This is a genomic window from Rhodanobacter sp. UC4451_H18 (genome assembly GCF_052978225.1).
The window spans coordinates 1309782-1332616 of sequence record NZ_CM129663.1 but is presented as its reverse complement, the minus strand read 5'-3'; the positions used below and the strand labels follow the sequence as shown (position 1 = coordinate 1332616).

Annotated in this window: 26 protein-coding genes and 1 tRNA gene; 23 read left to right on the top strand and 4 right to left on the bottom strand. The window is 68.9% G+C overall.

Features of this window, described 5'->3' with window-relative positions:
• Nucleotides 1–16 precede the first annotated feature (16 nt).
• From ruvC to ACVCMG_RS06230, 14 genes are all read left to right on the top strand, one after another.
• Nucleotides 17–538 carry a crossover junction endodeoxyribonuclease RuvC gene (gene ruvC, locus ACVCMG_RS06295; RefSeq protein WP_447115129.1) on the top strand — a complete coding sequence of 174 codons (522 nt, stop codon included), beginning with the start codon at nucleotides 17–19 and terminating at the stop codon, nucleotides 536–538.
• Nucleotides 535–1131, top strand: a complete 597-nt coding sequence (ruvA, locus tag ACVCMG_RS06290) for a Holliday junction branch migration protein RuvA (protein ID WP_447097085.1) — start codon at nucleotides 535–537, stop codon at nucleotides 1129–1131. Before ruvC ends, ruvA begins: the two co-directional genes overlap by 4 nt.
• A gap of 15 nt (nucleotides 1132–1146) precedes the next feature.
• Complete coding sequence (locus ACVCMG_RS06285; protein ID WP_395116816.1) at nucleotides 1147–3063, top strand: potassium transporter Kup; 1917 nt, start codon at nucleotides 1147–1149, stop codon at nucleotides 3061–3063.
• A gap of 110 nt (nucleotides 3064–3173) precedes the next feature.
• Complete coding sequence (gene ruvB / locus ACVCMG_RS06280; protein WP_447115128.1) at nucleotides 3174–4223, top strand: Holliday junction branch migration DNA helicase RuvB; 1050 nt, start codon at nucleotides 3174–3176, stop codon at nucleotides 4221–4223.
• On the top strand, nucleotides 4216–4635 hold the full coding sequence (ybgC, locus tag ACVCMG_RS06275; protein WP_447097083.1) for a tol-pal system-associated acyl-CoA thioesterase: 420 nt from the start codon (nucleotides 4216–4218) through the stop codon (nucleotides 4633–4635). Before ruvB ends, ybgC begins: the two co-directional genes overlap by 8 nt.
• A 40-nt stretch (nucleotides 4636–4675) precedes the next feature.
• Nucleotides 4676–5359, top strand: a complete 684-nt coding sequence (tolQ, locus tag ACVCMG_RS06270) for a protein TolQ (RefSeq protein WP_136260021.1) — start codon at nucleotides 4676–4678, stop codon at nucleotides 5357–5359.
• A gap of 13 nt (nucleotides 5360–5372) precedes the next feature.
• On the top strand, nucleotides 5373–5837 hold the full coding sequence (gene tolR, locus ACVCMG_RS06265) for a protein TolR (protein ID WP_136260022.1): 465 nt from the start codon (nucleotides 5373–5375) through the stop codon (nucleotides 5835–5837).
• Nucleotides 5824–6765 (top strand): cell envelope integrity protein TolA, encoded by a 942-nt coding sequence (gene tolA, locus ACVCMG_RS06260; protein ID WP_447115127.1) that lies wholly within the window; start codon nucleotides 5824–5826, stop codon nucleotides 6763–6765. Before tolR ends, tolA begins: the two co-directional genes overlap by 14 nt.
• The gene (gene tolB / locus ACVCMG_RS06255) at nucleotides 6762–8090 is read left to right on the top strand and encodes a Tol-Pal system beta propeller repeat protein TolB (RefSeq protein ID WP_447115126.1); all 1329 of its coding nucleotides are present in this window, start codon (nucleotides 6762–6764) and stop codon (nucleotides 8088–8090) included. The genes tolA and tolB overlap by 4 nt, the downstream gene beginning before the upstream one ends.
• 249 nt (nucleotides 8091–8339) lie before the next feature.
• Nucleotides 8340–8849, top strand: a complete 510-nt coding sequence (pal, locus tag ACVCMG_RS06250; RefSeq protein WP_395116826.1) for a peptidoglycan-associated lipoprotein Pal — start codon at nucleotides 8340–8342, stop codon at nucleotides 8847–8849.
• Nucleotides 8849–9688 carry a tol-pal system protein YbgF gene (gene ybgF, locus ACVCMG_RS06245; protein WP_395135990.1) on the top strand — a complete coding sequence of 280 codons (840 nt, stop codon included), beginning with the start codon at nucleotides 8849–8851 and terminating at the stop codon, nucleotides 9686–9688. Before pal ends, ybgF begins: the two co-directional genes overlap by 1 nt.
• Before the next feature lie 7 nt (nucleotides 9689–9695).
• Nucleotides 9696–10388 carry a 7-carboxy-7-deazaguanine synthase QueE gene (gene queE, locus ACVCMG_RS06240; RefSeq protein ID WP_447105707.1) on the top strand — a complete coding sequence of 231 codons (693 nt, stop codon included), beginning with the start codon at nucleotides 9696–9698 and terminating at the stop codon, nucleotides 10386–10388.
• Between the two features lie 103 nt (nucleotides 10389–10491).
• Nucleotides 10492–11178, top strand: a complete 687-nt coding sequence (gene queC, locus ACVCMG_RS06235; protein ID WP_395116832.1) for a 7-cyano-7-deazaguanine synthase QueC — start codon at nucleotides 10492–10494, stop codon at nucleotides 11176–11178.
• Nucleotides 11179–11254: 76 nt separating this feature from the next.
• Nucleotides 11255–11330: transfer RNA gene (locus tag ACVCMG_RS06230), tRNA-Lys, on the top strand.
• 37 nt (nucleotides 11331–11367) lie between these two features.
• On the opposite strand, the gene ACVCMG_RS06225 is transcribed toward ACVCMG_RS06230, so the two are convergent.
• The 4 genes from ACVCMG_RS06225 to ACVCMG_RS06210 all read right to left on the bottom strand — a co-directional run bounded on the left by ACVCMG_RS06225 (nucleotide 11368) and on the right by ACVCMG_RS06210 (nucleotide 16419).
• The gene (locus ACVCMG_RS06225) at nucleotides 11368–13290 is read right to left on the bottom strand and encodes an ATP-binding protein (RefSeq protein WP_447115125.1); all 1923 of its coding nucleotides are present in this window, start codon (nucleotides 13288–13290) and stop codon (nucleotides 11368–11370) included.
• A gap of 102 nt (nucleotides 13291–13392) precedes the next feature.
• On the bottom strand, nucleotides 13393–14103 hold the full coding sequence (locus tag ACVCMG_RS06220) for a TVP38/TMEM64 family protein (protein WP_447105708.1): 711 nt from the start codon (nucleotides 14101–14103) through the stop codon (nucleotides 13393–13395).
• Entirely contained in the window at nucleotides 14100–14660 is a 561-nt protein-coding gene (locus ACVCMG_RS06215) for a nucleoside deaminase (RefSeq protein WP_395116838.1), read from the bottom strand. Before ACVCMG_RS06215 ends, ACVCMG_RS06220 begins: the two co-directional genes overlap by 4 nt.
• Nucleotides 14661–14670: 10 nt before the next feature.
• Nucleotides 14671–16419 carry a glutamine--tRNA ligase/YqeY domain fusion protein gene (locus ACVCMG_RS06210; protein ID WP_447105710.1) on the bottom strand — a complete coding sequence of 583 codons (1749 nt, stop codon included), beginning with the start codon at nucleotides 16417–16419 and terminating at the stop codon, nucleotides 14671–14673.
• A gap of 113 nt (nucleotides 16420–16532) precedes the next feature.
• Between ACVCMG_RS06210 and ACVCMG_RS06205 the strand changes: the two genes are divergently transcribed.
• The 9 genes from ACVCMG_RS06205 (at nucleotide 16533) to ACVCMG_RS06165 (ending at nucleotide 22781) form a co-directional block, all read left to right on the top strand.
• Complete coding sequence (locus tag ACVCMG_RS06205) at nucleotides 16533–16802, top strand: putative signal transducing protein (RefSeq protein ID WP_395116842.1); 270 nt, start codon at nucleotides 16533–16535, stop codon at nucleotides 16800–16802.
• 100 nt (nucleotides 16803–16902) lie between these two features.
• Nucleotides 16903–17853, top strand: a complete 951-nt coding sequence (gene ldcA / locus ACVCMG_RS06200; RefSeq protein ID WP_395116844.1) for a muramoyltetrapeptide carboxypeptidase — start codon at nucleotides 16903–16905, stop codon at nucleotides 17851–17853.
• A 39-nt stretch (nucleotides 17854–17892) separates the two neighbouring features.
• On the top strand, nucleotides 17893–18357 hold the full coding sequence (gene ribH, locus ACVCMG_RS06195) for a 6,7-dimethyl-8-ribityllumazine synthase (protein WP_136259631.1): 465 nt from the start codon (nucleotides 17893–17895) through the stop codon (nucleotides 18355–18357).
• A complete protein-coding gene (nusB, locus tag ACVCMG_RS06190; RefSeq protein ID WP_447105711.1) occupies nucleotides 18354–18800 on the top strand; it encodes a transcription antitermination factor NusB in 447 nt (148 codons plus the stop codon). Before ribH ends, nusB begins: the two co-directional genes overlap by 4 nt.
• Entirely contained in the window at nucleotides 18800–19345 is a 546-nt protein-coding gene (locus ACVCMG_RS06185) for a GNAT family N-acetyltransferase (protein WP_395116848.1), read from the top strand. The genes nusB and ACVCMG_RS06185 overlap by 1 nt, the downstream gene beginning before the upstream one ends.
• A 30-nt stretch (nucleotides 19346–19375) precedes the next feature.
• A complete protein-coding gene (thiL, locus tag ACVCMG_RS06180) occupies nucleotides 19376–20344 on the top strand; it encodes a thiamine-phosphate kinase (RefSeq protein ID WP_395116850.1) in 969 nt (322 codons plus the stop codon).
• A complete protein-coding gene (locus ACVCMG_RS06175) occupies nucleotides 20341–20862 on the top strand; it encodes a phosphatidylglycerophosphatase A family protein (RefSeq protein ID WP_395116852.1) in 522 nt (173 codons plus the stop codon). Before thiL ends, ACVCMG_RS06175 begins: the two co-directional genes overlap by 4 nt.
• A gap of 246 nt (nucleotides 20863–21108) precedes the next feature.
• Nucleotides 21109–22218 carry a catalase family peroxidase gene (locus tag ACVCMG_RS06170; protein ID WP_447115124.1) on the top strand — a complete coding sequence of 370 codons (1110 nt, stop codon included), beginning with the start codon at nucleotides 21109–21111 and terminating at the stop codon, nucleotides 22216–22218.
• Nucleotides 22215–22781 (top strand): cytochrome b, encoded by a 567-nt coding sequence (locus ACVCMG_RS06165; RefSeq protein WP_447115123.1) that lies wholly within the window; start codon nucleotides 22215–22217, stop codon nucleotides 22779–22781. Before ACVCMG_RS06170 ends, ACVCMG_RS06165 begins: the two co-directional genes overlap by 4 nt.
• Nucleotides 22782–22835: the final 54 nt, after the last annotated feature.

Here is a 22835-nt window from a genome sequence, read left to right as displayed (position 1 = left end):
TTCGCATCGCATCGTGATGATCCGCATCATCGGCATCGATCCCGGCAGCCAGCGCACCGGCGTGGGCATCATCGACGTGGACGAGGCGGGCCGGCTCGCCCATGTCTTCCATGGCGCGCTGGCGGTGGCCGGCGAGGCCAGCTTCCCGCTGCGCCTGAAACGCATCTTTGACGAACTGTGTGACATCATCGCCGCCCATCACCCGGTCGAGTGCGGCATCGAGCGCGTGTTCATGGCGCGCAATGCGGATTCCGCGCTGAAACTGGGGCAGGCACGCGGCGCCGCGATCTGCGCGGTGGCCAGTCGGGGGATCGTGGTGCACGAATACGCGGCAACCGAGGTCAAGCAGTCCGTGGTCGGCAGTGGCCGCGCCGACAAGGCGCAGGTGCAGCACATGATCGGCGTGCTGCTCGGCCTCAAGGGCCCGCTGCAGGCCGACGCCGCCGATGCATTGGCCATCGCGGTGGCGCATGCGCACACCCGCGCCAGCCTGGCCCGCGTCGGCATCCCGCGCACGGCGTGGAGGCGGCGCCGGTGATCGGCCGACTGCGTGGCACCCTGGTTTCCCGCCAGCCGCCCTCGCTGCTGGTGGAGGTGGCCGGCGTCGGCTACGAGGTCGAGGCGCCGATGTCCACGATCTACGACCTGCCCGCCACCGGCACCGAAGTGACCTTGCTGATCCATCACGCGGTGAAGGAGGACAGCGTCGCGCTGTACGGTTTCCTGCGCGAGAACGAGCGCACGCTGTTCCGCAGCCTGCTCAAGGTCAGCGGCATCGGCGCGAAGATCGCGCTGGCGGTGCTGTCGGGGGTTTCCACCGATCACTTCGCCCGGCTGGTGCATGCCGGCGACGTAGTGGCGCTGACCAAGATCCCCGGCATCGGCAAGAAGACCGCCGAGCGCATCGTGGTGGAGCTGCGCGACCGCGTCGACGGCTTGTCCACTCCCGGCGGCGTATCCCTGCCCGGTGCCGCCGCGGCGCTGGACGCGGCGGGCGAGGCCACGGTGGCGCTGCAGCAGCTCGGCTACAAGCCGGCCGAGGTGAGCCGGCTGGTGCAGAAGGTCGCCGCCGATGGCGACAGCGCCGAGGCCATCATCCGCAAGGCCTTGCGCGCTGCGTTGGGCAACTAGGCCGTCAGGATTTCCATGAGCGAACAAGTGCACGACCAGGCGCCCGCTTCCAGCGGCACCGACAACGGCCACGGCGCCAAGTCGGCCTTGATCCTCGGGGCGCTGGGCGTGGTGTTCGGCGACATCGGCACCAGCCCGCTGTACACGATGCACGAGACCTTCCTGCCCGACCACGGCCTGCACCCGCACCCGAGCACGGTGCTGGGCATCCTGTCGCTGGTCACCTGGTCGTTGATCATGGTGGTGGCGGTGAAGTACGTCAGCCTGGTGATGCGCGCCGACAACAAGGGCGAGGGCGGCATCATGGCGTTGATGACCCTGGCCCAGCGCGCGGCCGGCAAGTCGGTGCGTGCACGGCGGGCGATCATGCTGATGGCCTTGCTCGGCGCCGCGCTGTTCTTCGGCGATGGCGTGATTACGCCGTCGATCTCGGTGCTCTCGGCGGTCGAGGGCCTGCAGGTGGCCGCGCCGGCGCTGTCGCACTACGTGGTGCCGATCACGGTGGCGATCCTGCTCGGCCTGTTCTGGCTGCAGCGCCACGGCACCGCGCGCATCGGGGTGCTGTTCGGGCCGATCATGGTGTTGTGGTTCCTGGCGCTGGCGGTGATCGGCGTGCACAACATCATCAAGGCGCCGGGCGTGCTGTGGGCGCTCAATCCGTATCATGCGGTGCAGTTCTTCATGAGCCACGGGGCGGCGTCGTTCCTGGCGCTGGGTTCGGTGGTGCTGTGCGTGACCGGCGCCGAGGCGCTGTATACCGACATGGGCCACTTCGGTCGCTACCCGATCCGCGCGGCGTGGTTCGGTTTCGTGATGCCGGCGCTGCTGCTGAACTACTACGGGCAGGGTGGCTTGCTGCTCAACCACCCCGAGGCGATCGCCAACCCGTTCTACCATTCGGTGCCGGGCTGGGCGTTGTACCCGATGATCGGGCTGGCCACGCTGGCTACCGTGATCGCCTCGCAGGCGGTGATCTCCGGCGCGTTCACCGTGTGCCGGCAGGCGATCCAGCTCGGCTTCCTGCCACGCATGCAGGTGGTGCACACCTCGCGCGAGGCGATCGGGCAGATCTTCCTGCCGTGGGTCAACCGCGGCCTGATGGTGGCGGTGATCGCCACCGTGATCGGTTTCGGCTCCTCCAACGCCCTGGCTGGCGCCTACGGCATCGCGGTGACCGGCACCATGGCGATCGACACCGTGCTGACCATGATCGTGGCGCGCCGCATGTGGCACTGGAGCCGCACCGTGGTGATCCTCACCGGCCTGCTGCTGCTGGTGATCGACCTGAGCTACTTCGGCGCCAACACGCTGAAGATTCCCGACGGCGGCTGGTTCCCGCTGGTGCTCGGCGTGCTGTTGTTCACCGTGATGACCACCTGGCGCCGCGGCCGCGAGCTGGTGGTGCGCGAGATCAAGCAGGGCGGCCTGGCACTGGCGCCGTTCATCGAGAACATGACCGAACATCCGCCGATGCGGGTGCCGGGCACGGCGGTGTTCCTGACCGCCAACCAGGAGGCCGTGCCGCATGCGCTGCTGCACAACCTCAAGCACAACAAGGTGCTGCATGAGCGCAACGTGCTGCTCACCGTGGCAATCCTGGAGACGCCGGTGGCCGATGCCGAGGAGCGCATCCACATCAGCCGGCTGAGCGACGATTTCTACAGCCTGGAGCTGCGCTTCGGTTTCGCCGAGGACCCCAACATCCCGCTGGCACTGTCGCGCTGCACCCGCGAAGGGCTCGGTTTCGACATGATGGATACCACCTTCTTCCTGTCGCGCGAGAGCATCGTTTCCAGCGAGCGGCGCCCCGGCATGGCGCCGTGGCGCGACAAGCTGTTCGCCTTCATGGCGCGCAATGCGCTGCCCGCCACCGCCTTCTTCCAGATCCCCGGCAACCGGCTGATCGAGCTGGGCGCTCAGGTGGAAATCTGAAGCTGCAGGACAGCGCCCTGTGTGCGCGAAGCTTTTGCGCGCCGTGAAGAGGGGCACCGGGCACAAGGTGCGCTCCTACATACCCGGTGTGAGCCTGCCATAATCCCCGCATGACCGAAGCGCGCATCATCACCGCCGCTGCCCAGCTCGACGACGAAGCGCTGGAGGCGACCATCCGCCCCAGGCGGCTGGCCGAATACCTGGGCCAGCGGGCGGTGCGCGAGCAGCTCTCGATCTACATCGAGGCGGCGAAGAAGCGCGGCGGCGCGCTGGACCACGTGCTGGTGTTCGGTCCGCCGGGCCTGGGCAAGACCACGCTCAGCCACGTGATCGCCAACGAGCTGGGCGTGAACCTGCGCTCCACCTCCGGCCCGGTGCTGGAACGCGCCGGCGACCTCGCCGCGCTGCTGACCAACCTGGAGGCGAACGACGTGCTGTTCGTCGACGAGATCCACCGCCTGTCGCCGGTGGTCGAGGAGGTGCTCTATCCGGCGATGGAGGATTTCCAGATCGACATCATGATCGGCGAAGGCCCCGCCGCGCGCTCGATCAAGCTCGACCTGCCGCCGTTCACCCTGATCGGCGCCACCACCCGCGCCGGCATGCTCACCGCCCCGCTGCGCGATCGCTTCGGCATCGTGCAGCGGCTGGAGTTCTACACCACCGACGAGCTCACCGCGATCGTGCGGCGGGCGGCGAGGATTCTCGGCATCGTGTGCGCGGCGGACGGCGCGCAGGAGATCGCCCGCCGGTCGCGCGGCACGCCGCGCATCGCCAACCGCCTGCTGCGTCGGGTGCGCGACTACGCCGAGGTGCGCGCCGGTGGCGAGATCACCCTGGCAGCGGCACAGGCGGCGCTGGACATGCTGAAGATCGATCCGCAGGGTTTCGACGAACTGGACCGACGCCTGCTTGCCCTGATCATCGAGAACTTCGACGGCGGCCCGGTCGGGGTGGAATCGCTGGCCGCCGCCCTGAGCGAGGACCGCGGCACGCTGGAAGACGTGGTCGAGCCGTACCTGATCCAGCAAGGCTACCTGGTACGCACCGCCCGCGGCCGCATGGTCAGCGCCCGGGGCTGGCGCCATCTTGGGCTGACCCCGCCGCCGCGGCAGGCGCAGGCGGCCGACCTGTTCGACGGCGGGACCGACGATGCCTGAGCTTGCCGCGGAGCCCCCCTTCAGCTGGAAGGTGCGCGTCTATTGGGAAGACACCGACGCCGGCGGCGTGGTCTACCACGCCGGCTACCTGCGTTTCATGGAACGCGCCCGCAGCGAGTGGATGCGCGCGCTGGGCGTGGACCAGATGGCCTACAAGCAGGCCACCGGGCTGGCCTTCATGGTGCGCGACATGCACATCGACTTCCTGCGTCCCGCCCTGCTGGATGATGAACTGTCGGTAACGGTGGAAGTCAAAGAACGCCGCGCTGCCAGTATCCTGTTCGCCCAGACGATCATGAAGGCGGACGGCAAGTGCCTGGTTCGCGCCAGCGTGCGCGTGGCGTGCGTGGAGCTGGAACGCATGCGGCCGGCGGCGATACCGCCGGATCTGATCCCGCAACCCGAAGCCTGACACCCGTCCCTCGTCGAAATCCGCGGAGTACCTGCAAGCCATGAATGGTGGACTGAACATTTTCACGCTGGTGGCCGATTCGAGCCTGCCGGTGCAACTGGTGCTGCTTATCCTGCTGGTGTTCTCGTTCCTGTCGTGGGTGATCATCATCCGCAAGTACACCCAGACCAAGGCAGCGCTGGAAGACGCCGAGGCGTTCGAGGAGCGCTTCTGGTCCGGCGGCGACCTGGCCCAGCTGTTCCGCGAGGTCAGCAATCGCGGCGACAGCGGCGGCATCGAGAACATCTTCGAATCGGGCTTCCGCGAGTTCGCCCGCCAGCGCCAGCGCAAGACGCACGACGCGCGCGCGGCGATCGAGGGTTCCGAGCGCGCGATGCAGGTGGCCGGCACCCGCGAGATCGGCCTGCTCGAGCGCAACCTGGAGTTTCTCGCCAACGTCGGCTCGATCAGCCCGTACGTGGGCCTGTTCGGAACCGTGTGGGGCATCATGGGCGCGTTTCAGGGCCTGGGCGACATGAAGGACGTGACCATCGCCGTGGTGGCGCCGCACATCTCCGAGGCGCTGATCGCCACCGCCATGGGCCTGTTCGCCGCGATTCCGGCGCAGTGGGCGTACAACCGCTACGCCACCAAGGTCGAGCGCATCGCCTCGCGCTACGACGTGTTCCAGGAGGAGTTTTCCTCCGTGCTGCAGCGGCAGATCCAGACCGACGACGCAGCCTGAGCGGAGAGCGATCATGCGAACCTCCGGGCGCCACAAGCGCTACAAGCTGAAATCCGAGATCAACGTCGTGCCCTACATCGACGTGATGCTGGTGCTGCTGATCATCTTCATGGTCACCACGCCGATGCTCAACAACAGCGTCGACGTCCAGCTGCCGCAGTCCGATGCCAAGTCGCTGCAGCAGAAGAAGGACCCGGTGCTGGTGTCGGTGCTGCAGGACGGCCAGCTCTACCTGACCCTGAGCGGGGCGAAGAAGGAGCTGGTGGACGAGGACACGCTCAAGCTCAAGGTCGGCGCCTTCGTGCGTGAAAATCCGCAGGTGAACGTGCTGGTCGGCGGCGACGAGCGCGGGAGCTATGGCGGCGTGTTCAAGGTGCTGGCCGACCTGCAGGCCGCCGGCGTGGCCAAGGTCGGCCTGATGGGCCAGCCGGGCCCCGCGAACGAGCCAGGCAAGGGCGCGTCCGATGGACGAAAGTAGGGCGACGCCGAAGGCGGTCGTGCTGTCCGCCGTATTGCATATCGGCATCGTGGGGTTCCTGTTCCTCGCCGTGCTGCCGTGCGCGTCGTACGAGAGCTTCTTCAACGCGCTGCACCTGCCGTCGTGGATGAACCCGATCACCTGCTCGGCACCGCTGAAGCTGCAGGGTCCGATCATCGAGGCCACCCTGATCGGCCCCACCGGCAGCCCGCCGCCCAAGGCGGTCAAGGTCAAGCCGGTGCCCAACACCGTGCCGCCGCCGCCCACCGTGACGCCGCCCAAGCCGACGCCGGACAAGCCGGCGGTCAGCCAGTTGCCGCCACCACCAAAGCATCCGGACACGGTCGACCAGGAGCGCGTGGTCGAGGACGCGGCGCTGAAGGCCGAGGAAGCAAAAAAGGTGCAGGAGGAAAAGGAGCGCCAGCGCCAGGCCGAACTGGACGCCCAGGCGGCCAAAAAGAAGGAGGAGGAGCGCAAGAAGCTCGACGCGATCTTCGCCAAGATGGCGGCCGCCTCGGCGCAGACCCGGCAGCTGGACAACAAGGCCAAACAGGCCCAGCAGCAGCTGGCCGACCTGAAAAACGCCCAGGACAACGCCCGTCCCGACCTGCCGGCCACCGACCAGCTGCAGAGCGGCAACAACAGTCCGGACAGCGATCTGAGCAGCGAGTACGCAGCGGCCATTCAGAATGCGGTCACACCGAACTGGCTGCGTCCGGATAACATGCCTGAGGCTCCCTGCGATGTTCACATCGTGCAATCACCCGGTGGTGACGTCCTGAGCGCCACAGTCGACTCCAGCTGCCCGTACGACGAGGCCGGAAGGCGCTCGGTGGAAAACGCCGTGCTCCGCACCAAGACCTTGCCGTACAAGGGTTTCGAAAAAGTGTTCCGGCGCAATCTCACCTTCACCTTCAGGCCGCAATGACCAAGCCCACGCGAAAGTTCAGCCTAGGCATCGCCCTACTCATGGTGGCCGCGGCCGCGTTGTTTGCCGGCCCGGTGGTGGCCCAGTCGCCGCTGACGGTGGACATCATCGGCGGCGTCAAGACCGCCACGCCGATCGTGGTGGTGCCGTTCGCCCAGCAGGGCGGTGCGCCGCTGTCGACCGACGTGGCCGACGTGATGCGCAGCGATTTCAACCGCTCCGGCAAGTTCCGCTCGCTGGCCAGGAGCGACATCGTGGAGACGCCGGCGCAGGGTTCGGAGATCAAGTTCGCCACCTGGCGGCTGCTCAAGCAGGATTACATCGTGGTGGGGCGTATCGCGGATGCCGGCAACGGCACGCTCACCGTCACCTACGAGCTGTGGGACGTCAACAAGCAGCAGGAACTGCTCGGCGGCACCTTCACCACGCCGGCCGGCGACCTGCGCGGCGTGGCGCACCGGATGGCCGACAAGGTCTACGAGAAGATCACCGGCGTGCGCGGCGCGTTCTGGACGCGCATCGCCTACGTCACCTCGGTGGGGCTGGGCAACAGCACGACCTATTCGCTGATCGTCGCCGATTCGGATGGCTACAACCCGCAGGTGGCGGTGCGCTCGCGCGAGTCGCTGCTGTCGCCGGCGTGGTCGCCGGACGGCTCCAGCATCGCCTATGTCTCGTTCGAGGACGGCAACTCCTCGATCCGCATCCAGAACATCCTCACCGGCGCGCGCCAGCTGGTATCGGCCCGCAAGGGCATCAACGGCGCGCCGTCGTGGTCGCCGGACGGGAAGAAGCTGGCGGTGTCGCTGTCCTATGTCGGCAACCCGGAGATCTTCGTGATCGACCTGGCCAGCCACCAGGCCACCCGGTTGACCAACAGCCTGTCGATCGACACCGAGCCGGTCTGGGCGCCGGACGGCCAGAGCATCTACTTCACCTCCGACCGGTCCGGTCGGCCGCAGATCTACCAGGTCCCGGTCGCCGGGGGCACGCCGCAGCGGATCACCTTCCAGGGGCAGTACAACGCCAAGGCCTCGGTGAGCTACGACGGCAAGCAGATCGCGATGGTGCAGGGCGGCGGGAACGTGTATCGTATTGTCATTCAGGATCAGAGTCTGGGCGGGCAGCAGCGGTTCCTTTCGCCGGGCCCGCTGGACGACTCGGTCAGCTTCGCACCCAATGCCAGCATGCTGCTGTATTCAGCCACCGAAGGTAGTCGTGGAGTCCTGTATTCCGTGTCCAGCGACGGCATGGTGCGTGATCGCCTGCGCCTCGCCGAGGGCAACGTGCAGGAACCCGCCTGGGGGCCTTATCGGGAACCTTGAATTTTCATGTCGCCGTGCGGTCAGCCGCACGGCGGCATGATGCCCATGGAACGGGCCCGGACGGCGCCATCGGCGCGTTTCGGTTTCGGGTGGGACGCAGTTGCGGACCCGCCGGGCAGAGCGGCATGCAGCGTCACGCATCGTCGATCTTTCGCATGTGAAAATAACAGCCGGTCAACCGGCGGCCAGCGTTTGTAACCTCCTCGTCATCTGTTTGTCGGAACTCAACTCGTTATAAGGAACGTCACCATGAACAAAACCGTTCGCATTGCCCTGGTTGCCTTGCTCTGCGTGGGTGCAGCAGCGTGCAGCAAGAAGCAGGAAGTCAAGCCGCAGCCGCCGGTCGAGCAGACCGCACCGGCGCCGACCGCGCCCGCGTCCGATGGCAAGTACACCCCCGCCGACCTCGATACCGATGCCTGCCTGCGTCAGCGCGTCGTGTACTTCGACTTCGACAAGTCCGAGATCAAGCCGGAGTTCCAGCAGATCATGGCGTGCCACGCCAAGTACCTGCAGGATCGCCCGAGCGCCCAGCTGCGTCTGGAAGGCAACACCGACGAGCGCGGCACCCGCGAGTACAACCTGGGCCTCGGCGAGCGTCGTGCCAATGCCGTCGACAGCGCGCTGCAGGCCAACGGTGCCTCGGCCAGCCAGATGACGGTCATCAGCTACGGCAAGGAAAAGCCGGTCTGCCGCGAGCACAATGAAGACTGCTGGAGCAAGAACCGCCGCGTCGAGATCGTCTACACGGCGCAGTAATGATGAAGCGACTGGCTAAGGGTTTTTCGGCCAGGATCAGCATGGCGGGCGCCTTGGCGTCCGCCATGCTGTTCGCGTTCCCGGTACTGGCCCAGGACGCCCGGCTCAGCCTGGCGGATCGTGTCAGCCGGCTGGAGCAGCAGACGCAGAATCGCGACCAGAGCGGCACCGGCCTGGTCAACCAGATCCAGCAACTGAGCTCGCAGGTACGCCAGATGCAAGGTCAGATCGAGGAGCTGCAGCATCAGTTGCAGGTGCTCGAGGACAAGAACAAGGCCCAGTACGGCGACCTCGACGCGCGCCTGGCGCGCCTCGAAGGCGGCGGTGCGGGCAATCCGCCGGCGCCATCCGGCACCCCGGCAGCGGCAGCGGCGACGACAGCGGCAACTTCCGCCAGCGCGTCGAGCGCGCCAGCGCCGGCGTCGAGCAGCGCTGCCACGGCCGATCCGGCCGCGGCACAGGCAGCTTACGACACGGCATTCCAGTCGATCCGCGGTGGCAATTACGCGGCGGCCTCGCGGCAGTTCCGTGCCTTCATCCAGCAGTATCCGAACCATGCGCTGGTGCCCAATGCCTGGTACTGGCTGGGGCAATCGTATTTCGTCACCACCAACTACGGCGTGGCGCTGGATGCGTTCAAGCAACTGGTCGGGCAGTTCCCGCAGAGCGACAAGACCCCCGACGCGCTGCTCAAGATCGGCTATTGCCAGATCGAGTTGAAGCAGGTCGACGCGGCCAAGGCCACGCTGAAGCAGGTCATTGCCAAGTATCCCGGATCGGACTCGGCGAGCCTGGCGCAGGAGCGCCTGCAGCGCCTGCAAGTCCAAGCCGGCGGTTGAGGCGGCGGTGAGCGGTGACGATACGCGCGTGGCCTCCGCCACGCCTGCGACGGCAGTTGCCGAGCGCCTGCGCATCACCGAGATCTTCCATTCGATCCAGGGCGAAGCCGACGCCATCGGCTGGCGCACCGTGTTCGTGCGCCTCACCGGTTGCCCGCTGCGCTGCGTGTGGTGCGACACCGAGTATTCGTTCCACGGCGGCGACTGGCACGCGATCGACGACATCATGGTCGAGGTCGCGCGGCACGGCGCGAAGCATGTCTGCGTCACCGGCGGCGAGCCGCTGGCGCAGAAGCGCTGCCTGATCCTGCTGCGCAAGCTGTGCGACGCCGGCTATGAGGTGTCGCTGGAGACCTCCGGCGCGCTGGACGTGTCCGCCGTGGATGCGCGCGTGCACAAGGTGATGGACCTGAAGGCGCCCGATTCCGGCGAGAGCGGCCGCAACCTGTGGTCCAACCTGGATCATCTGCTGCCGCACGACCAGATCAAGATCGTGCTCGCCAGCCGCGGTGACTACGAGTGGGCGCGCGCCATGCTGACCGAGCACGCCCTGACCGGTCGCTGCATGGTGCTGTTCTCCCCGGTGCACGGCGCGGTCGAACCGCGCGAACTGGCCGAGTGGATCCTCGCCGACAAGCTCGACGTGCGGTTCCAGCTGCAGCTGCACAAGCTGCTGTGGAACGACGCGAAAGGCAAGTAGAGGAAGCGAGAAGTGAGAGAACAGCGGCGAGCAACGCCTTTTCCCACTTCTCACTCCTCTTCACTCGCTTCTCGCCGTTTTTCTTTTTCCATGGATGCAAACCATGCCTGACCCACAATCCCGCAAGGCCGTCGTACTCGTTTCCGGCGGCATGGATTCGGCCGTCACCATCGCGATCGCCCGCGAGCAGGGCTACCAGGTGCACGCGTTGAGCGTGGCCTATGGCCAGCGCCACCGTTCCGAGCTGGCGGCATCCGATCGGGTGGCGAGCATGCTCGGTGCGGTCGAGCACAAGACCGTGGCGGTCGACCTGCGCAGCATCGGCGGGTCGGCCCTCACCGCCGACATCGAGGTGCCGCTGGATGCGGGCGACAGCAGCGAGATCCCGGTGACCTACGTGCCGGCACGCAACACGATCATGCTGTCGATCGCGCTGGGCTGGGCCGAGGTGCTCGGCTCCAGCGACATCTGGTGTGGCGTCAACGCGGTCGACTACTCGGGCTATCCGGATTGCCGGCCTGCCTTCGTCGCGGCGTTCGAAGCGCTGGCCAACGTGGCCACGAAGGCCGGGGTCGAGGGGGCGGGTATCCGCGTGCACGCGCCGCTGATGCACATGAGCAAGGCCGACATCGCGCGCGAAGGTCGTCGCCTCGGCGTCGACTTTTCGGCCACGGTCAGCTGCTACCGCGCCGATGACGAGGGTCGCGCCTGCGGCCACTGCGACGCCTGCCGGCTGCGCGCGCAGGGCTTCCGCGAAGCGGGCATGGCCGATCCCACGCGCTACGCCTGAGCGCGCGTTTGCTTGTGCCATCATGGAGCACACCGTAAAATCGAAGGCTTGCCCGGCCACGGCCGGGCGCTTGCACGGGTCGTTAGCTCAGTTGGTAGAGCAGTAGACTTTTAATCTATTGGTCCCGGGTTCGAATCCCGGACGACCCACCAACTCCCCACGCGCCGCCGTTCGCGAATCCAGGCGGCGTCACGCCCCGTCACGGGCGGCCAGCGCGGCCAGCATCGCACTGCGCAAGCGCTGCGGCGAGACCGGTTTGTACAGCACCGTCAGCTTGTCGGCGAGCACCTCCTGCAGGCGCTCGGCGCGCGTCTCGCCGGTCACCAGCAGACGCGCGAAGCGCGCTTCGCCGTCGCGTTGGTAGAGGCGGTCGAGTTCCGCGAACAGGTCGATGCCGCGCTCGCCCGAGCGCAGGTGCAGGTCGCAGATCACGATGTCGACCGGCGCCGGCCAGTTCTCGATCGCCTCCTGCGCCTGCTGATGGTCTTCGGCCACCGCCACGTCGCAGCCCCAGCTGCGCAGCAGGAAGCGGATGCCGGAGAGGATCGCCGGATCGTCGTCGAGCACCAGCACCCGGCGGCCCGCCAGGTCGCCGGCGGGCTCTTCCTCCGCCTCCGTCGGCGGCGGCAACATCTGCGCGCTGGCCAGCGGCAGCTCGAAGTGGAACATGCTGCCGCGGCCGGGGCGCGAGTCCACCCCGACCACGGTGTCGAGCAGTTGCGCCAGGCGCTGTACCGTGGCCAGGCCCAGGCCGAGGCCCGACTGGGAGCCGTCGGCGAGCCCGGGGTCGCTGTGGTCGTCGATGCGGTAGAACTCGTCGAACACGTGCGCCAGGTGTTCGGCGGCGATGCCGCTGCCGGTATCCCACACCTCGATGCGCAGGCGGTCGCCGCCGCAGCGGCGCGCACCGATCAGGGCGCCGCCGCGGTGGGTGAAGCGCAAGGCGTTGCTGACCAGGTTGTTGAGCATGCGCGTGAGCATCGTGCGGTCGCTGCGTACCCAGTCGCGCACGGGGTGGAGGCGCAGCACCAGCCCGCGTTGCTCGGCCACCATGCTGAAGGTGCGGCTGACCGCGGCGAACACCTGGTTGAGCGGAAATTCGCTGATCTCGACCTGCACCGCGCCGGCTTCCAGCCGCGACAGGTCCAGCAGCTCGCCGAACAGATGGTCGAGCGAGTGCACGCATTCCTGGATGTGTGCGATGCGGTCCAGCCGCTGCGGGTCGTGTTCGTCGAGCGCCAGCGCGGCCGAGAACAGGGTCAGCGCGTACAGCGGCTGGCGCAGGTCGTGCGCGGCGGCGGCGAGGAAACGCGAACGGGCCTCGCTGGCCGCTTCCAGCGCGGCATTCTTGTGTTCCAGTTCGAGCGTGGCCTCCTCGATGCGCTCGCGCAGGCCGCGGCGACTCTCGAACAGCGCGGCGGCAGCGTGGTTGAAGCCCCGCTGCAGCTCGCCGATCTCGGTGTGATCGGTCACCGGCACGCTGGCGGGCTGGTCGTCCCGACCCAGTTGCCCCACCGCGCCGGCCAGGCGCCGCAGCGGTGCGCTGATCCAGCGCGCCGCCTGCCAGCCGATCACGCCGGCCACCAGCAGGCTCAGCAGCAGCACGATCAAGGCGTGGCGCAGCGTGGCCCGTTGCGCGGCGACGGCGTCGCGCAGGCTCACGTTGACCAGTACCGAGCCCAGCACCTGGGGCGTCGCCTGCGCGGTGTCGACGACCTCGCGCACCACGCTGGTGACGTCGTGGCCGTCGTCGGCGGCGCGATGATCGGCCAGGATCTGGCCGTCCGCGGTGCGGATCTGCACGCGTGTCACATGGGGCAGTTCACCGATCGAATCGGCGATGCGCAGCAGTTCGCGCAGCCGCATCGTCCGCAGAGGCTGCACGCACACCGACGCGGTCTGGGTGGCGATGGCGTTGGCGTTGCCGCGCGCCATCTGATGCAGGGTGTCCAGTTGCCGCTGGGTGAGCAGGGTCACCAGCAATGCAGCCGTGATCAGGGTGGGCACCAGCGCCACGAAGGCCATGCGCTGGACCAGCGACGTGTGGTGCCACAACCTTGCCAGCCACGAGTTGCCCGCCAGATCCATCGTCTGCCCGCCCCGTCGGAACACCCCGCCGATACCCCGGTACCGCCGCGGGATGCGTCGTGCACGCCGGGCGCCGTTGCCGGGAATGTAGCGCAACCCCGCGCAAAGGGAAGCGCCGGCGCGCGCTTACTCCCCCGTGCGGCGACGCCGGTGGCGGGCCAGCCGCTCGAACAGCAGCGGCAGCAGGGCGAGCAGGGCGATCGCGCCCAGCGGCAGCAGGACTTCGCGGTGCATGAACAGGCCCAGGCCGATGCGGTCGCTCTCGCTCATCGCGTCGGCCAGGCCGGCGCCAACCGACGTCTCGAACACCAGCGACACCGTGCCGCCCAGCCAGCTGGCGCCGAGGAATAGCCACAGCGGACAGCGCAGCCAGGCCAGTGCCACGGTGACCGCGCCGAACGGCAGGACCGGCACGAAGCGCAGGAACAGGGTGTAGCTGACCGGATGGCGTTCGAAGCCGTGGTGCAGCCGCGCGACCAGCGGCGGCGGCTGCGCGCTGCCCGGGCCGAACGCCTGGCGGCTGGCGAGATACAGGATCAGCGCGCCAAGGGTGAGCCCGAGCGACGAGGTCAGTGTCGCGTCGACCACGCCGAAGGCGAAGCCGCCGGCCAGGATGATCACGATGGTGCCGGGGATGCCGGTAGCCACGCCGAGGGTCAGCAGGCCGACGTAGGCCAGCCGGGCCAGCCACGGGTGTTGCTCGATCAGGGCGTGCAGCTCGGCCTGGTGGGCCAGCAACTGGCGCGGGGTCAGCGCGTGCAGCGAGCCCGAGGCGAACAGCAGCACGCCTGCCAGCAACAGCAGGGCCAGCGGCAGCGCGGCGCGCCAGCGGCTCAATACGGCGTGCCGGTGGCGCCGTAGCTGGCGAGCACGTCACGGGCCTGGTCGCGCAGGATGTCGCGGCGCACGGCGATGTGGCGGCGGGCCAGTTCGCCGATCCAGTCCGCCGGCAGCGGGCCTTCGTCGAACTGGGTGAGCTCCTCCACGTCTTCCGCGCGTGCGCCGATCAGCAACTCGTCGATGCCTGCCCACACGCTGGCGCCGTAGCACTGGCAGCACGGCTGCGAGCTGGTGGCCAGCGCGTATTGGCTGCCGTCCTCGTTGAGGCGGTGCCGGCTGAGCCGCTGCTGGGCGATCATGATCGCCATCATCTCGGCGTGGGCGACCGAGCAGCCTTGCGGCACCACGCGGTTGACGCCGACGGCGACCAGCCGCCCGCTGTGGTTGTTGAACACGGCCGCGCCGAACGGCCCGCCGCCGCCGCGCTCCACGTTCTGCCGGGACAGCTCGATCGCCAGCCCCACGCGCTCCTCGTCGCTGTGGTAGCGCTTGTTGGTATCGGCCACGTCGCCGATCCAGGGCGGCAGGGTCAGGTGGATCTGCAGCGGCAGCATCGCGGTCTTCCTACTGGCCGGCCGCGCGCGCCCAGACGTCGCGCAGGGTCACGGTGCGGTTGAACACCGGCGCGTCGGCGCGGTGGTCGTGGCGATCGGCGACGAAGTAGCCCAGCCGCTCGAACTGGAAACGTTGCTCGGGGTCGACGTTCGCGGCGGCCGGCTCCAGCCAGCCGCTGACCACGCGCTTGGCCTCGGGGTTGATGTGCTCCAGCCAGCTCTTGCCATCGTCCTCGCCATCGGGCGCGGGCACGCTGAACAGGCGGTCGTACAGGCGCACCTCGGCGGCCACCGCGTGCTTCGCGCTGACCCAGTGGATCGTGCCCTTCACCTTGCGGTCCGCGCCGGGCAGGCCGTGGCGCGTGTCCGGATCGAGCGTGCCGTGCAGTTCGGTCACGTTGCCCGCGGCATCCTTGACGACTTCGGTGCACTTGACGATGCCGATGCCGCGCAGGCGCACCTCGCCGTCCGGCTTCAGCCGGTGGAAGCCCTTCGGCGGCACCTCGGCGAAATCGTCGCGCTCGATCCATACCTCACGGGCAAACGGCACCTGACGGGTGCCGAAGCTTTCGTCCTTGGGATGGTTGGGGAAGGTCAGGGTTTCCTCATGGCCCGCGGGCAGGTTGGTCAGCACCAGCTTGAGCGGGTCGAGCACCGCCATGCGCCGCGCGGCCGTGGCGTCCAGGTCCTCGCGGATGCAACCTTCCAGCACGGCGTAGTCGATCACGCTGTTCTGCTTGGAGACGCCCACGCGCTCGACCAGCAGGCGCAGCCCGGCCGGGGTGAAGCCGCGCCGGCGCAGGCCGCGCAAGGTGTTCATGCGCGGGTCGTCCCAGCCGTCGACGAAGTTCTCGCTGACCAGCTGCGCCAGCTTGCGCTTGCTGGTGATGCAGTAGCTGAGGTTGAGCCGGGAGAACTCTATCTGCCGCGGCTTGGCCGGCTTCGCCTCCAGCCCGGCCTCGACCACCGACTGCCACAGCGACGGGTTCGCGGGCAGGTCGACGTTGTCCACGCACCAGTCGTACAGCGGCCGGTGATCCTCGAACTCCAGCGTGCACAGCGAGTGGGTGATGCCTTCCATCGCGTCGGACAGCGCGTGCGCGTAGTCGTACATCGGGTAGATCGGCCACGCGTCGCCGGTGTTCTGGTGGGCGATCTTGCGGATGCGGTACAGCGCCGGATCGCGCAGGTTGATGTTGCCGGCGGCCATGTCGATCTTCGCGCGCAGGGTCTTGCTGCCGTCGGCGAATTCGCCGGCGCGCATGCGCTTGAACAGGTCGAGATTCTCTTCGATCGAGCGCGTGCGATACGGCGAGTCGCGGCCCGGCTCGGTCAGCGTGCCGCGATAGGCACGCACCTGCTCGGCGTCGAGGTCGTCGACGTAGGCCTTGCCGTCCTCGATCAGCTTGAGCGCGCCGCGATAGAACACGTCGAAGTAGTCCGACGCGTGGCGCAGCTCGTGCCACCGGAAGCCGAGCCAGCGCACGTCCTCCTTGATGCCTTCGACGAACTCGGGGTCTTCCCTGCCGGGATTGGTGTCGTCCAGGCGCAGGTTGCACCAGCCGTCGAACTCGCGGGCGATACCGAAGGAGAGGCAGATCGCCTTCGCGTGGCCGATGTGCAGGTAGCCGTTGGGCTCCGGTGGAAAGCGGGTATGGATCTCCACGTGCTTGCCCGAGGCCAGGTCGTCGCGCACGATCTGCCGGATGAAGTCCTGCGGCGCGGAGGCGGGGATGGGGGCGGGGTGGTCGGTCGGCATCGAGTGACGCTCGCGCGCGGTGGTGGAAACCGCAAAGTTTACCCCGTCGCCCGGACCGGGCGAAGAACGCCGTGGCCTTGCCCCGCGCCGCGCCGCGGGGTAGCTTGCCGCTCATGCACACCGTCTACCGCGCGCAGAACCTGTTCGACGCCCATCTGGTCAAGGATGCGCTGGAGGCGGCCGAGATTCCGGCGTTCATCGCCGGCGAGTACCTCACCGGCGGCGTCGGCCAGTTGCCGGCGATGGATTTCATCGCGGTGATGGTGCCCGAAGCGGGGCTGGCACGGGCGCAGGACGTGGTGCGAGAGGTCGAGGCGGTGCTGGGCGAAGCCCGCCACGCGATCGACGAGATGCCCGACGATCCGCTGGCCGTACCCTGCTGAGCGGCGTGCGCCCGAACCGCCGAACCGCCCTGCGGTTGCCCCTGCGCCGCCCGGTCGTGCGCGGGATACTTGCCGGCATTCCGGTCGCCGAGAGCTTGCGATGCATCCCGCCCACATCCGCCTGATCGCCCCCTCGGGCCATGCGCATGATCCTGTCGCCATGGCGCGCGGCGTGGCGCGCCTGCGCGAGGCGGGCTGCACGGTCGACGGCGAGGAGGTGCTGGCGCGTTTCGCGCAGCGTTTCGCCGGCAGCGACGCCGAGCGGGCGGCCGACATCAACGCGCTGGCGACGGCGCCGGTGCTGCCGGACATCGCGCTGACCACGCGCGGTGGCTACGGCGCGGCGCGCTTGTTGCCGCAGCTCGACTACCCTGCGCTGCGCGAACGCCTGCACGGCGCACCGATCGCGCTGGTCGGCCACAGCGATTTCACCGCGCTGCAACTGGCCCTGCATGCGAAGAGCGGCCTGTGCACTTTCAGTGGCCCGCTGCTGGCCGACCTCGGCGCCGAGGTGCCGGATGACTTCAGCTGGCGCCAGTTCTGGGCCACGCTGACCGCGCCGACGGCGCAGGTGTCCTGGGCGACTTCCGCCCGCGCCGAGCTCGACCTGCACGGCCCGCTGTGGGGCGGCAACCTGGCGATGCTGTGCAGCCTGCTCGGCACGCCGTACTTCCCCGTCATCGACGACGGCATCCTGTTCGTCGAGGACGTCGGCGAGGCGCCGTACCGGGTGGAGCGCATGTTGTACCAACTGCATCTGTCCGGCGTGCTGGGGCGGCAGCAGGCGTTGCTGCTGGGCAGCTTCAGCCAGTGCGCGCCCGGCCATCGCGACAACGGCTACGAATTGCGCGACGCGTTCGCCCAGATCCGCGCCGTCGCCGGCGTGCCGCTGGTCGACGGCCTGCCGCACGGCCATGGCGCCGAACAGCTCACGTTGCCGTTCGGCGCGCCTGCGCGCCTGCGCGTCGAGGACGGCCGCGCGCGGCTGGAAATCGGCGGCTATCCCCACCTCGATTGCGCCAACCCGGCCGGCCCGCCCGAAAAGCCGTAAAATGGCCGGCCCGCACGGGCTTGCTCCCAGGAACAGACCATGAAGACCATCGAAGGCGATTTCGCCACGCCCAACGGCCGCTTTGCCATCGTCGCCGGACGCTTCAACGGTTTCGTGGTGGAGCCGCTGGTTGCCGGCGCCCGCGATGCGCTGCTGCGCCATGGCGTGGCGGATGACGCGATCGAGCTGGTGCGCGTGCCCGGCGCCTGGGAAATCGCGCTGGTCGCGCACAAGCTGGCGCATTCGGGTGAGTACGCGGCGGTGATCGCGCTCGGCGCGGTGATCCGCGGCGCCACCCCCCATTTCGATTTCGTCGCCGGCGAATGCGCCAAGGGCCTGGCCTCGGCCGCGCTCGGCTCCGGCGTGCCGGTGGCGTTCGGCGTGCTCACCACCGACTCCATCGAACAGGCGATCGAGCGCGCCGGCACCAAGGCCGGCAACAAGGGTGCCGACGCCGCCCTGGCGGCGCTGGAGATGGCCAACCTCTACCGGAAACTCGGATGAGCGCGCGCGTCCACGGCCTCGACCTGCAGGCGCGCTCGCGGGCACGCCGCCGTGCCTTGCAGGCGCTGTACGCATGGCAGCTCAGCGGCAGCCACATGGATGCGGTGATCGAGCAGTTCCGCCACGAACAGGACATGGAAGTGGCCGACCTGGAGTATTTCGAGGACCTGCTGCACGGCGTCGAGCAGCACGTCGACGAGCTCGATGCCTGCCTGCGTCCGCACCTGGATCGCGAGGTGGCGCAGGTCGATCCGATCGAACGCGCCGCGCTGCGGCTGGCCGCCTACGAACTGAAGCATCGGCCCGACGTGCCTTACCGCGTGGTGCTGAACGAGGCGATCGAGGTGACCAAGCGCTTCGGCGCCGATCACGGTCACAGCTACGTCAACGGCGTGCTGGACAAGCTGGCCGCCGAGTTGCGCGCGCTCGAGAAGGGCGCTTGATGCAGCCCGCCGTCGTGCCTGCGGGCATCGATCCGGTGCCTCCGCTCGAAACCGCGCGCCTGCGCCTGCGCGGCCATCGCGCCGACGACCACGACGCCCTGCTGGCGATCTGGTCCGATCCGGTCGTGGTGCGTTACATCGGCGGTCGCCCGTCCACGCGGCAGGAAGCCTGGTTGCGGCTGCTGCGCTATCCGGGCCTGTGGTGCGTGCTCGGCTACGGCTACTGGGCGATCGAGGAGAAATCCAGCGGTCGCTGCATCGGCGACATCGGCTACGCCGATTTCCGGCGCGAGATCGAACCCTCGCTCGAAGGCATGCCCGAACTCGGCTGGGTGCTGGCCGCGGACAGTCACGGCAAGGGTTACGCCAGCGAAGCGCTGGCAGCGGTGCTGGCCTGGGGCCAGGCGCATCTGGGCGACCACACCGCGGTATGCATCATCGATCCGGACAACGCCGCCTCGATCCGCCTTGCCGAAAAGGCCGGCTTTGCGCTGCGCCAGCAGACCACCTACATGGGCGACCCGGTGCTGCTGTTCACGCGCTGACGGGCCCGGCAACAGAGGCGAGCGACGCTGATGGAATTCGACCTGATCGAGCTGATCCGGCAGCGCACCGTGCAGGCGCGCGACGACGTGCGGCTGGGCATCGGCGACGACGCGGCCGTGCTCGCCGTGCCCGCCGGGCAGGAGCTGGCGGTGGCGATCGACACGCTCGTCGAAGGCGTGCATTTTCCGCGCGGTACCGATCCGGCCGACATCGGCTGGAAGGCGCTGGCGGTGAACCTCTCCGACCTGGCGGCGATGGGTGCCACGCCGGCCTGGGCGCTGCTGGGGCTGACCCTGCCGCAGGCGGATCGCGCCTTCGTCGAAGGCTTCGTCGACGGATTTTCGCGGCTGGCCGCTGTGCACCGGCTGGCGCTGGTCGGTGGCGATACCACGCGCGGCCCGCTGACCGTGAGCGTCGCGGTGCACGGCTTCGTGCCGCCGGGCAAGGCATTGACCCGGGCCGGTGCGCGCGTGGGCGACGCGGTGCTGGTCACCGGCACGCTGGGCGATGCCGCCGCCGGCCTGAACGTGCTGCAGCAATGGCGCCGTGAAGAGGATGATCGCGGCCAGTTGCGCGACTACCTCGTCGAACGGCTGAACCGGCCGACGCCGCGGCTGGCCGCCGGTGTCGCGCTGCGTGGGCAGGCGCATGCCTGCGTCGACGTTTCCGACGGCCTGCTCGCCGACCTGGGCCACATCTGCGCCGCCAGCGGCGTGGGAGCCGAGATCGACGCCGCGCTGCTGCCGCGCTCGTCGGCGCTGCTGGGTCTGTACGACGACGCCACCGCGCTGCACTTTGCGCTGGGCGGCGGCGACGATTACGAGTTGTGCTTCTGCGTGCCGCCCGACCGGTTGAGCCAGGTGCAGGCCGACCTGTCGCGGCTCGGCTGCGGTGCCACTCGCATCGGCCGGATCGTGGCCGGCACCGGGGTGCGCGTACGTGGCCACGACGGTGGCTGGATGGAGCCCGGCACGCCGGGCTGGGAGCATTTCGCGTGAATGACAGAAAGCGCCTGAGCGCCACGCAAAGGCGTGCCCTGCTGGCCACGCCGTGGGGCTGGCTCGCCTGCGGTTTTGGTTCCGGCCTGGCGCCGCTGGCGCAGGGCACGTTCGGTTCGCTGGCCGCGCTGCTGCCGTGGCTGGTCCTGCGCGGCCTGCCCGCGTGGGGCTACGTGCTGGTGCTGCTGACGGGCTTCGCCGTCGGCGTGCGTGCCTGCGACATCGCCGGCCGCGCGCTGGGCGTGGACGATCATCGCAGCCTGGTCTGGGACGAGTTCATCGGCCAGTGGCTGGCGCTGCTGCCGCTGCTGGGCGCGCTGCTTCCCGCCGATGGCCTCGCGTGGTGGATGCCGGTGGCCGGTTTCGCGCTGTTCCGCCTGTTCGACGTCTGGAAGCCATGGCCGATCCGCTGGCTGGACCGGCGCGTGAAGGGCGGTTTCGGCGTGATGGTCGACGACGTGATCGCCGGCGTGTTCGCCGCGATCGCGCTGGCCGCGCTGCTGCGCATCCTGGCCTGAGTCCCGCCGGCCTCGGGCATTCGGCCCGGGCCTGGATGCACAGCCGCGTGCGCATGGGACGAAGCGATGTTCCGGCACGGCGGTTAGCCGGCGCCGATGGTCGATCAGGGGCAGTCGCGGCAGCAGGCGCCGGACGCGTACGCGGCGTCTCCGGCCGGCGCCGGCGGCGTGTCGGGGTAACCGCGGCCGTCGTACCAGCGAAAGGAACCAGGCACCCTCGTTTCATCTCCATTGACCGGAGGCTCCATGCTTGATTCCGACCCCGCCGCCACTCCCGCCAGCCGTCGGCGTGCGACCTTGGCATGGCTTGCCATCGCGCTGATCGTCGCCGCGCTCGCCCTTGCGTTCGCATGGGTCGGCGGCTGGCTGGGTTCCAGCCGTCTCACGTCGCAACGTTTCACCAACGCGATCGAAACCGCCAACGGCCAGGTCTGGCGCGGGTTTCGCCGGGCTCACGCCAAGGGCGTCTGCGTGGCCGGCTATTTCGAGGGCAACGGGCAGGGAACGGCGCTGTCGAGCGCGCGATTGTTCGCGCCGATGCGCACGCCGTTCGTCGGCAGATTGTCGATCGGCGGCGGCTCGCCGTACGGCCTGGACGCCAAGGCGCGCGTACGCAGCATGGCGCTCAAGCTCGACGGCGGCGACGGCCAGCAATGGCGCATGGCGATGAACAGCTTTCCGTTCTTCGGCGTGTCCTCGGTCGAGGCCTTCTACGAGCAGACCCGCGCCAACACGCCCGATCCGGCCACCGGCAAGCCCGATCCGGCGCGCCAGGCGGCGTTCGCCAAGGCGCATCCGGAGTTCGCCCGCTTCGCCGATTGGGTCGCGCACGCGCCGTGGTCCACCAGCTGGGCCAACACCACGTTCAACGGCGTCGACACCTTCCGCTTCGTCAACCGCGCCGGCGAGGTGCGCAACGTGCGCTGGTCGATGCAGCCGCAAACCCCGTTTGCCGGGATGACGCCGGAACAACGCGAGCAGGCCGATGCCGATTACCTGGCCGAGGATCTTGCGGCGCGTCTGGCGAAGGGCGATCTGCGCTGGGACATGGTGGTGACGCTGGCGCAGGCCGACGACCCGGTGAACCCCTCGCAGAGCTGGCCGGAGGATCGCCCGCGGGTCACGGTCGGCACCGTGGTGGTGGAGAGCAGCAGCGCGCAGGCCACCGGCGCGTGCCGCGACATCAACTACGATCCGCTGGTGCTGCCCACCGGCGTGGAGGCTTCCGACGATCCGATCCTGGCGGCGCGTTCAGCCGTCTATTCGGTGTCGTTCAACCGCCGCGAGCACGACATCGCCAGCGGCGAGGCTGGCGCCGCTACCGGCCACGCCGCGACGCGGGAGTCGGACCGATGAACCGCGCCGGCAGCTCCGCCCATTTCAACCTGCTCGCCCGCGTGCTGCACTGGACGATGGCGCTGGCGATCGTGGCGATGCTCTTCGTCGGCGTCGGCATGGTCGCCTCGCTGAGCCTGCGTCCCACCCTGGTGAGCCTGCATCGCCCGCTGGGCATCGCGATCCTCCTGCTGGCGGCGGTGCGCCTGGCCAATCGCCTGCGCCATCCGCCACCGGCGTTGCCGGCCGACCTGCCGGCCATCCAGAAGGCTGCAGCGACGGCCTCGCACATGCTGCTGTACGCCTTGATGTTCGCCATGCCGCTGGTGGGCTGGGCCATGGTCTCGGCTGGCGGCTATCCGGTGACCATGCCCGGCGGGTTCAGCCTGCCGGCGCTCGCACCGCACGACCCGACGGTGTACGCCGTGCTGCGCACGGCCCATACCTGGCTGGCGCTGCTGCTGTTCGCCGTCGTGCTCATGCATCTGGCGGCGGCGCTGTACCACGCCTGGGTACGCCGCGATGGCGTGTTCGCCAGCATGGCAAGGGGAGCGGCGCGGCACCGGAGCGATATCGGCTCCTAGGCCGCCGACGCCGCGCCTGGTAGCGACAGGGCATCCAAATGCGAACGTGCGCCG